Source organism: Erwinia sp. OLFS4, assembly GCF_002752165.1.
Taxonomy (GTDB): Bacteria; Pseudomonadota; Gammaproteobacteria; order Enterobacterales; family Enterobacteriaceae; genus Izhakiella.
Map to the genome: position 1 here is coordinate 114,335 of NZ_MOMB01000005.1, position 8,107 is coordinate 122,441.

Annotated in this window: 6 protein-coding genes and 1 pseudogene; 6 read left to right on the forward strand and 1 reads right to left on the reverse strand. The window is 51.2% G+C overall.

Features of this window, described 5'->3' with window-relative positions; all coding sequences use genetic code 11:
• Positions 1–412 precede the first annotated feature (412 nt).
• From BL249_RS02675 to BL249_RS19455, 6 genes and pseudogenes are all read left to right on the forward strand, one after another.
• Entirely contained in the window at positions 413–3,397 is a 2,985-nt protein-coding gene (locus BL249_RS02675) for an amino acid adenylation domain-containing SDR family oxidoreductase (protein WP_256385410.1), read from the forward strand.
• Between the two features lie 363 nt (positions 3,398–3,760).
• A complete protein-coding gene (locus BL249_RS02680; RefSeq protein WP_099704949.1) occupies positions 3,761–4,774 on the forward strand; it encodes a quinone oxidoreductase family protein in 1,014 nt (337 codons plus the stop codon).
• Positions 4,771–5,211, forward strand: coding sequence for a PaaI family thioesterase (locus BL249_RS02685; protein ID WP_099704950.1), 441 nt, complete (start codon positions 4,771–4,773; stop codon positions 5,209–5,211). Before BL249_RS02680 ends, BL249_RS02685 begins: the two co-directional genes overlap by 4 nt.
• Positions 5,208–6,851: an ABC transporter substrate-binding protein gene (locus BL249_RS02690; RefSeq protein WP_099704951.1), complete on the forward strand. Its 1,644-nt coding sequence runs from the start codon at positions 5,208–5,210 to the stop codon at positions 6,849–6,851. Before BL249_RS02685 ends, BL249_RS02690 begins: the two co-directional genes overlap by 4 nt.
• A 5-nt stretch (positions 6,852–6,856) precedes the next feature.
• Complete coding sequence (locus BL249_RS02695; RefSeq protein WP_099704952.1) at positions 6,857–7,828, forward strand: ABC transporter permease; 972 nt, start codon at positions 6,857–6,859, stop codon at positions 7,826–7,828.
• Positions 7,825–7,935 (forward strand): annotated as a pseudogene (locus BL249_RS19455) (hypothetical protein); the annotation flags it as partial. The gene BL249_RS02695 and the pseudogene BL249_RS19455, both read left to right, overlap by 4 nt.
• 19 nt (positions 7,936–7,954) lie before the next feature.
• On the opposite strand, the gene BL249_RS19195 reads toward BL249_RS19455, so the two are convergent.
• On the reverse strand, positions 7,955–8,107 hold a 153-nt coding region (locus BL249_RS19195; protein ID WP_158233072.1), incomplete at its 5' end, for an ATP-binding protein.

Below are 8,107 nucleotides of genomic sequence, written 5' to 3' on the forward strand. Positions count from 1 at the left end.
AGGAGTATGGCAGAATTGATGTTCTGCCATACCGGATGTATCGCCAGCAGACAGGGTAAAAAGCCTTATCTGTTGCGGGATAATAAAATAAATGACACCGTTTTCAGGCATATAATAAAGAAACTAATTATTTAGCTGCATCTGATTCTACCGGGGAATTTAATCTTTTTAATGTCACAATCGATATAACAAAATTCGTTGAATAATTGTTGATAAAAACACTGGGTGAGTTTACCCTATCAGGGATATAATTAATTACATCTTCAACTTTAGTTGTTTCTATTTGATTCTAATATAATGTTAACCTGATTCATCGCCCTTTAAAGTCTGGCGATGTTTTATCCGCCGGTTTCATGCATGTCGCTACCAATTATGTGAGTAATAAATTATGGATGATTTATCTAACGAGCTGATGCATAACGATTCTCTTTCCTCAGCATTTGCTGCAAGCGTTAAAAAGAATCCAGATAAAGTAGCTGTGAAGTTTTTAAATAAAACCATTAGTTATCAACAGTTAGACCAGCGGGCATGTCAGTTCGCACAGTTTATCTCGCGCTATATTTCGCCAGATGAAAAACACCCAACGTTGTTATTCTGTCTGGAAAGAAGCGAGTTTACCATTATTACCATGCTGGCCTGTATCAAGTTAGGGATAGCTTATGTTCCCTTTGACCCATGCACCCCTGATGAACATCTGAATTACGTGATTGATGATTGTCGCCCATTGTTAATGATTGTAAGTTGCAAACACGCGGGCAGACAAAACCGTTGTCGTGAAATATATGTGGAAGATATCCCATCCGGTCATCATCACGTCGTTACTCAGCCATACCCCTTATTTGAACAAAAAATCGCCGCCATTATGTATACCTCTGGTTCCACAGGAAAACCAAAGGGCGTAGTGATAACTCAACGCGGCATCTTAAGACTTGTCTGTCATGCCAGTCCTTTTCAGTTTTCTGAGCAGGCGATTATTGCCCAGTGCAGCAATATTGCTTTTGATGCCTCCACGCTGGAAATTTGGGGTGCGTTATTAAACGGAGCGACCCTGGTGATCGTTCCCTATGAAACGGTCATTGACAGTCAAGCCTTCGCCGCTCAGTTACGCAGCGACCGCATCAGCGATCTCTGGCTAACAGTGGCCCTTTTTAATCAGTTGGTTAGCGAAGATCCGGCAATGTTTGGCTCGCTGAATAATGTGCTGACGGGCGGTGACGCCCTGAATCCCAAAACTATTCAGGCTGTACTTAGCAGCGCAACGCCACCACGGGCATTGTGGAATGCCTATGGCCAGACGGAAAATACGGTTTTCACCACGCTTCATCGTATCGTCGCTGCGGATTGTTTACGCGACAGTATCCCGATTGGCTGTCCGGTATCCGGCTCGCAATGTTATGTGCTGGATGCTTATCTGCATCCGGTGAAAGCTGGCGATATCGGCGAACTTTATGTCAGTGGCAGCGGGCTGGCGTCAGGCTACCTTAATCAGCCTGAAAAAACGGCAGAAGCCTTTCTGTCAAACCCCTTTTACCAAGAGGAAATTCAGCATACCCCGCAATCAGCCAGTCTGTTGTTGTATAAAACTGGCGATCGGGTAAGAAGGCTGGCAGATGGCGCTCTCGACTTTATTGACCGGATGGATAATCAGGTAAAAATTCGTGGTTACCGGGTTGAACCGGGCGAAGTTGAGCATCAGCTGGCTTCGTTGCAGGACGTTAGTCAGGCTATCGTCGGCGTGAAAAATCTCAACGGCCAGAAACAGCTGATTGCCTGGTGTGTCAGTGAACTGAGTGCTGCGGAGATCTTAAGGCGATTACGCCAGATCGTTCCCGCCTATATGGTTCCTGCCGATTTGCAAACCATTGAACGTGTGCCGTTAACACCAAACGGTAAAGTTGACCGCAAACGTTTACCAGCGGCAGATTTTAGCTCTGCTGACAGCCAGAAGACTTTACCGCAGAATGATACTGAACGTCAGCTGGCGGCTATCTGGCAGCAGCTACTGCAAAAAGACCGTTCTTATTACCGACAGGACAATTTTTTTGCCGTAGGTGGCCATTCATTGCTGGTCATCAGAATGATCAACTTAATCCGCCATCAGCTCGGCGTAACGCTGACGGTGGATGATATTTGCAACAGCGAAAGTCTGGCCGAGCCTGCCACCCTGATTTGTGGCAAAAGTTTTGCCTCTGATGATGATGAAGGACAGCAGATAGCCCGGGATTGCGAGCTCAATATGAGTCGTTTTGTATCTGCCCCCGATCTGGAGATTAAACGTCTGTTGTTAACCGGCGCCACCGGCTTTCTTGGCATACATCTGTTGTCAGCGCTGCAACAGCGTATTCCGGATGCCACGCTTTACTGCCTGGTCAGAGGTGAAGAGGGGATAACGCGGTTACAGGAGAATGCCAGACAATATCAGCTGGCGATCGATCCTGCACGGATTGTCTGTCTTAATGGAAACCTGGATCGGCCGCGTCTGGGGCTTGAAGCCTCGGAATGGCAAATTTTAGCCGGTGAAATTGACGCCATTTATCATTGTGGCGCCGGGATAAATAACCAGCAACGCTATGACAGACTGCGGGCGACTAACGTCAGCAGTACGCTGGAATTGCTGTCGCTTTGTACGCAGGGTCAGATGAAAAAGTTTTTCTTTATTTCCACCCTTGCGGCTGCCCAGCGTCAGGACAACCGGATTCTTGAAAAGGCGATTGCCAGTAAACCGCCGGTAAAAAATGGTTTCGTACAAACTAAATGGGTATGTGAAAAATTACTTACGCAAGCGTTTTCACGCGGATTGCACGGTGCCATCTACCGGATGGGCAATATGTCAGGATCGACACGGAATGGCATTTCTAATGTGACATCTAATCATATCCTGAAGATGATTAAGGGCTGCCTGCAACAAGGTATTGCGCCGGCCTGGCCTGGTTACCGACTGGATGTCAGCCCGGTAGACCTGCTGACCACGTTGCTGGTTGACAGTAGTCTCCGGCGGCTGTCGCCAGACTGCGCCTTTAACCTTGGCCATATCACTACTTATTGCTGGCAAATGTTGCTGGCGATGATAGCCGGATCACGTTACCCGTTACGATTTGTCGATGGCGATGAATGGGCAACTAAATGGGTACCGCAAATTGGCTGTGACAATGCGCTTTACCCATATAAATCGTTTTATCAGACCCCGCAGTCACCTGTCAGTGAAATGATTGATCACTCACTGGTTGCTCAGGCGGCATATAAAATAGATAAGTGCAAACTGCTGGATACCTATTTGCATTTCTGGCTGAAGAGTGGTTTTATCAGCGATCCGGCCGGGCCACCGGCATTCTGTCCGATAACCCCAGCGGAAGCGGCATCATCAGCGGATAATAGCGCGATGGTACACCAGTACTGAGTGCAATCTGTCCCGCTGCCTGCTGGCGGGACAGAACACAGCGCTCAATGCACAACGCAGTGCTGATCATTTATCCGGTTATTACCTGTTTTGACCTCAGTCTTTCTTTCCCTGCGTGCCAGGTTCCTGCTCAACGGCATTCACTGCGCCGTTGCACGCATCCCCCAATATCCATAAACGCTTTTACTGTTTCGTGACTAAGCAAAGACATTTTTGTCATTTTCATTGCGCCCGGATTCAGTGCTAGAACAGAGCGGTAAACACAGGTTTTTTAAATCATAACCGCGGATAGCGGAATGCTTGACGCCTGACCGGCGGCCGGGAGCTGTATACCGGTAACTCTGTATAAATACTGGGGAATAAATGAAAGCGTTGGTGTTGTACGAACATGGTGATAACGACAAATTTAATTTTGAGACAAATTTTCCCGATCCTGAACCTGCCGACAGTGACGTAATTATTGCCGTCAAAGCTGCGTCATTAAATTATCACGACATTTTTACCCGTCGCGGCATGCCGGGTATTACCTTACCGTTGCCAATTATTATTGGCCTCGACGTCGCCGGAGAAATTATCGCCGTTGGCAACGCGGTAACCGGGTGGAAAATTGGCGATCGGGTGGTGGTTGATCCTATCAATCGTCTTGATGGTGGTCTGGTCGGGGAAACCACTCACGGCGGGCTGGCAGAACGCTGCCGCGTTGCTCAGCATCAGCTAATCAGACTGCCCGATAGCGTCAGCTTTGCCGATGCCGCGGCATTACCGGTGGCTTACGGCACGGCCTGGCGCATGATGCAGCGCATTGGTTGCATTCAGCGCGGCGAGAAAGTGCTGATTCTGGGGGCCAGTGGCGGAGTTGGCGTTTGTTGTGTTCAGCTGGCAAAGCTGGCCGGTGCCGAGGTCATTGCCTGCGCCGGTAGTGAAGAAAAAGCGCAACGCCTGCGTCAGCTGGGAGCTGATGATGTGATTCTTTATCAGCAGGAAGATTTTGTGAAAGCTATCTGGCAGCGCTTTGGTAAACCAAGCCGGCGACGGGGCGGCGGAGCACCGGGAGGGGTTGACGTAGTCGTCAATTTTACCGGGGGTGACAGCTGGGTGAAATCGCTAAAAGTGCTGCGCGCCGGGGGACGCTTACTGACCTGTGGTGCCACCGCTGGCTTCGCGCCGGCAGAAGACCTGCGTTATATCTGGACGTATGAATTACAGATTTTTGGCTCTAACGGCTGGGAACGTGACGATCTGACGGCACTGCTGGCGGCGGTTGAGCGGGGCGAACTTCGGGTGATTATCGACCGTCACTGGCCGCTGGAGCAGGGCGCTCAGGCCCTGGCATCGCTGGAACAGCGCCAGGTCTTCGGTAAGGTGATTGTGGCATGAAACCTTCACGACTGGGTAAAGATGAACTGGCTGCTATCTTTGCCGGCTCACCGTTTATCAACTGGCTTAATTTACGGGTGATCAGCGTCGACTATCAGGCGCAAACCCTTGAGGTGGCGGTGCCAATGCGCGCAGAATTTGAACGTAAAGCCGGCAGCGCACAATGGCATGGCGGCCCGCTGGCATCAGTGATTGATACCGTCGGTGATTTCGCGCTGGGTATGCTGCTGGGACAGGGATTACCCACCATTAATTTCCGCGTTGACTATTTACGCCCGGCGATTAATACCGATCTTCAGGTTATTGCTCGCGTAAGACGAGCGGGCCGCAGCGTGGGCGTGGCCGACGTTGATGTATTTAACGACAGCGGGCAACTGGTGGCAATCGGTCGCGCCAGTTACGCCACGCTGCTTACCACACCAGAGAACAAATCATGACAATCAATGTAAAACGCCGCCAGTTACTGACCCTGGCAGCCGGTGGTGCCGCCCTCAGTGGCGTGGCAAAAATCAGTGGTTTTCATTTTCTCAGTAGTGCGCTGGCGGCGTCAGAATCGTCGCCAGCAGTCCCCAGACGCGGTGGCAGCCTGGTGATCTCCTGGGGCGGGCTGGAACCGCAGGCACTCTACGTACCGGGCGGGGGGGGATCAGCGCCTTTTCAGACCTCGACCAAAATTCTTGAACGCCTGCTGAAACTTGACGATAAGCTGGCTTTTCAGCCGGTGCTTGCCGAAAGCGTCACGCCATCCGCTGACTTTAAAAGTTACGTTGTCATATTACGTAAAAACGTCAGCTGGCATGACGGTAAACCCTTTACTGCAGATGATGTGGTATTCAATGCCATTGAGCACTGGAAAGCGATTTCTGCCGGCATTGCGTTAAAAGCGCTGGAAAAAGCCGAAGCCATCGATACACACACGGTAAAACTGACTTTTTCCCTGCCGGTGCCAGAATTCTTTCTTAAATCTACGCTGGCCGGACAGTATCAGCTGGTGCTGCCCAAACACCTTTATCAAGGGCAGCCGATTCTTACTAACCCCCTGAATAACCGGCCAGTGGGAACTGGCCCATGGAAATACGCTAACTGGGTGCGCGGCAGTTATGTTGAATATCAGCGTAACGATCAATACTGGAATGCCGGCCAGCCGTATCTTGATAAGCTGATCGTGCGTTGGTGGGGAGATGCCACATCCCGCACAGCCGCACTGGAAACAGGGGAACTGCAGGTCGGATACTCTAATCCGGTACCGGCGCGTGATCTCGACCGTCTGGTGAAGAGTGGCAACATCACCCTCGATACCCGCGGCTACGAGAACTCAGCCTGGACGGTCACGGTGGAATTTAATCAGCGTCGTGAACACGTGAATCGCCGTGAGGTACGCCAGGCTATTCTCCATGCGATTGACCGCGACTTTATTGTCAATACCATCTATTACGGTCGCGGCAAGCCGGCTATTTCGCCGATTTTCAGCGGTAATCCGCTGTTTTTTACCCGTGATGTGCCGACTTATCCCTTTGACACGGATAAAGCCCGGCAGTTACTCGACCAGGCCGGGTTAACGGAAAAAGATGGCAAACGTTTCACGGTTAACCTGCTGGCCGCCGCCTGGTTTGAGGAAAACGCCCGGCTGGGGCAATACCTTAAGCAAGCACTGGAAGAAGTAGGGATTGCTGTCAATCTTGATTCTGTTGACCGCGCCACGGCACTGAAGCGTATTTACAGCGATTACAACTACGATATCGCTATTTCTAATTTTACCGCGCCGATTGAACCGGTGCCAACGGTCACCCAGTTCTTTGCTTCAGATGGCATCGTGAAAGGTGGCGCGTTTCGCAATGCCACCGGCTATAAGAGTGAGGACATGGATAAACTGGTGGCGGCCATCACAATTGAAACTGATGAAGCTAAACGCAAAACGCTGGTCCATCAGTTCGCGCGGCTGGCCAGCACCGATGTGCCTATCGTGCCGCTGATTGAAATGCAGTCTTATACCCTGGCGCACAACAATGTCCGCAACGTCACCACTGATGCCAACGTGCAGGGCACTGCGCTGAATGATATCTGGCTGGCAGGATAAACGCGATGTACAGACTGATTCTGCGCCGGCTGTTGCAGGGTATTCCTTTGCTGTTTGGCGTTATTGTGATTAATTTTGCCCTGATGAAACTGGTACCCGGCAGCCTGCTTGATGTGATGACCGCAGAACAACAGGTGACCGATCCGGCGATGATTGATCGGTTGCGTCATCTTTATGGTCTGGATCAGTCGGCTTTCAGGCAGCTGATAAACTATCTCTGGTCAGTATGTCAGCTCGATCTGGGATTTTCATTTCGCCAGAATATGCCGGTACTGGACGTCATTATGGTGCATCTGCCGGCAACGCTGATTTTAATGCTGGCCAGTATCGCGCTGGCAGTACTGGTTGGGGTTGCTGCGGGGGTACTGGCGGCCATAAGGGTAAACAGCCTATGGGATTCACTGATTTCAACTCTGGCAGTGATCTGTTTTGCGGCGCCCAGCTTCTGGCTCGGCATCATGCTGATTATTCTTTTTTCGGTCAAACTTGGCTGGTTCCCGGTCGGGGGGATGGAAACCATTGGTCTGACGCTTTCCGCCTGGGATAGCGCGCTGGATATCCTCCACCATCTCGCATTACCGGCCATCACGCTTGGTCTGTTTTATGCCGCCACCTATGCCCGCGTAATGCGTGCTTCTATGCTGGAAATCGGACAGATGGATTATGTGCGTACTGCCGAGGCCAAAGGGCTGAGTCGCCTGCAAATTACATTACACCATGTCTTGCGTAATGCCTTACTGCCGGTGGTGACGCTGCTCGGTTTGCAGCTGGGTACCGTACTGGGCGGCAGCGTAGTCATCGAAGCCGTTTTCAGCTGGCCGGGTATCGGGCAGGTGCTGTTTGACAGCGTGATGAGTCGCAATTATCCGCTGATTCTTGGCATCCTGGTCCTGAGCTCATTGCTGGTGATTACGATCAATATCGTGGTAGACGTGGTGTATTCACGCCTCGACCCCCGTGTGCGGAGCATGTCATGAGTGAATACAGTGTCAGCCATGTGTGGCGAACCGTCCGACCGTTACCGCGCTGGCTACGACAGTTTCTGCGTCATCCCGGCGCGGTATGCGGGGCGCTGATTGTTTTTGCCATGGTGATCATGGCACTCAGTGCCGGTTATTTTTACCCGAAAGATAGCTCTCTCCTTTTATCTGGACTACGTGTGAGTGATGTAAGATTCGGTCCAGCATCGCCGATGTCAGGGCTGCATCCCCGGCGAACGTCTGGTCCCACTGCCCGAACGGCAGGTTAGAGGTCAG

Coding starts and splice junctions, on each gene's coding strand:
- BL249_RS02675 (WP_256385410.1), top strand. CDS start 413: ATGCATAACGATTCTCTTTCCTCAGCATTTGCTGCAAGCGTTAAAAAG.
- BL249_RS02680 (WP_099704949.1), top strand. CDS start 3,761: ATGAAAGCGTTGGTGTTGTACGAACATGGTGATAACGACAAATTTAAT.
- BL249_RS02695 (WP_099704952.1), top strand. CDS start 6,857: ATGTACAGACTGATTCTGCGCCGGCTGTTGCAGGGTATTCCTTTGCTG.
- BL249_RS02685 (WP_099704950.1), top strand. CDS start 4,771: ATGAAACCTTCACGACTGGGTAAAGATGAACTGGCTGCTATCTTTGCC.
- BL249_RS02690 (WP_099704951.1), top strand. CDS start 5,208: ATGACAATCAATGTAAAACGCCGCCAGTTACTGACCCTGGCAGCCGGT.